This is a genomic window from Streptomyces sp. NPDC089915 (assembly GCF_040684675.1).
Taxonomy (GTDB): domain Bacteria; phylum Actinomycetota; class Actinomycetes; order Streptomycetales; family Streptomycetaceae; genus Streptomyces.
This window is the reverse complement of the sequence record NZ_JBFBGN010000365.1, coordinates 1-1,503: the sequence shown is the minus strand read 5'-3', so window position 1 is coordinate 1,503 and position 1,503 is coordinate 1. Positions and strand designations below refer to the sequence as shown.

2 protein-coding genes are annotated in these 1,503 nt (G+C 80.6%); both read left to right on the top strand.

Translation table 11 applies throughout. The features are described 5' to 3' along the window. Positions 1-531, top strand: a 531-nt coding sequence (locus AB0O29_RS35865; RefSeq protein ID WP_365160618.1) for a carboxyltransferase domain-containing protein, incomplete at its 5' end; no start/stop codon positions are given. Between the two features lie 185 nt (positions 532-716). Then, the coding region (locus tag AB0O29_RS35860) for a biotin-dependent carboxyltransferase family protein (protein ID WP_365160621.1) at positions 717-1,503 on the top strand (787 nt) is incomplete at its 3' end.

Genomic DNA, 1,503 nt, shown 5'->3' with positions numbered 1-1,503 from the left:
GGGGCCGGGCCCGTCGCGTTCAGCGCGGCGACGAGGTCGACGCCGCCGGCGGCGCGGACGGTGCTGCTGGACGGGGTGCGGGAGCCGGCGGCGCTGGCCGCGCGGATCGCGCGCTGGGAGGTGCCGCCGCTCGCCGAGGCGGAGGGTCCGCTGGTCACCGTGCCGGTGCGGTACGACGGGCCGGACCTCGCGGAGGCGGCCGCCGCGTGGGGGGTTGCCGAGGGGGAGGTGGCCGGGCTGGTCGGGGGGATCGAGTTCCGGGTGGCGTTCTGCGGGTTCGCGCCCGGCTTCGGCTATCTGACGGGCCTCCCGGAGCGGCTGTGGCTGCCCCGGCGGGCCACCCCGCGCACGGCGGTCCCGGCGGGGTCCCTCGCGCTGGCCGGGGAGTACGCGGGGGTCTACCCGCGCTCCTCCCCCGGCGGCTGGCAGCTGATCGGCTCCACCGCCGCGGTCCTGTGGGACCCGTCCCGCGAACCGGCGGCGCTGTTCGCACCGGGGGTACGGGTGCGGTTCGAGGAGGCGGGGGCGTGAGCGGCGGGCCGGGCGGCGGGGGAGGGGACGATGTGCCGGGCGGCGCGGGACAGGAGCCGCGGGCCGCCCACGGCGCGGCCGGGAGTCCGGGCGTGCCGGGCGGCACGGACGCACCCGGCACGGGCGCGGGCGGGAGGGGCGGGCTGTCCCTCGGCTCGGGTGTGGCGCGGGCGGGTGTGGGGCGGCTGGTGGTGGTGCGGGCCGGGGCGCTCAGTAGCGTGCAGGATCTGGGGCGGCCCGGGTACGCGCATCTGGGCGTGCCCCGGTCGGGTGCGCTGGACACGGCCTCGCACGCCCTGGCCAACCGGCTCGTCGGCAACCCGGCGGGGGCCGCCACCCTGGAGACCACCCTGGACGGGGTCCGGCTGCGCGCCCTGGCCCCGGTCACGGTGGCGGTGACGGGCGCGCCGTGCGCGGTACGGGTCTCGGGGCGCCCGGCGGCGTGGGGTGCGCCGGTGTGGCTTGCGGCGGGGGCGGAGCTGGACGTGGGCCGGGCGGAGACCGGGCTGCGCAGCTACGTCGCGGTGCGGGGCGGGTTCGCGGCGCCGGCGGTGCTCGGGAGCCGCTCGACGGACCTGCTGTCCGGGCTGGGGCCGCCGGTCCTGGCGGACGGGACGGTGCTGGACGTCGGGACCCCCGGGCCGGACCCCGTGGCCGGGGCGGACGCCCTGCGGGCGGCGGGGCCGCCGGTGGCGGAGCTGGTGCTGCCGCTGCGCCTCGGGCCCCGGGCGGACTGGTTCACCGGGGGCTCGGTGGCGGCCCTGCTGTCCGCCGGGTACCGGGTGTCGCCGGCGTCGAACCGGATCGGGCTGCGGACGGAGGGCGGTCCGGCGCTGGCGCGGGCGCGGGGCGGGGAGCTGCCGAGTGAGGGGATGGTGCTGGGGGCGGTGCAGGTGCCGCCGGACGGGATGCCGGTGGTGTTCCTGGCCGACCATCCGGTGACCGGGGGGTACCCGGTGGTGGGGGTGGTCC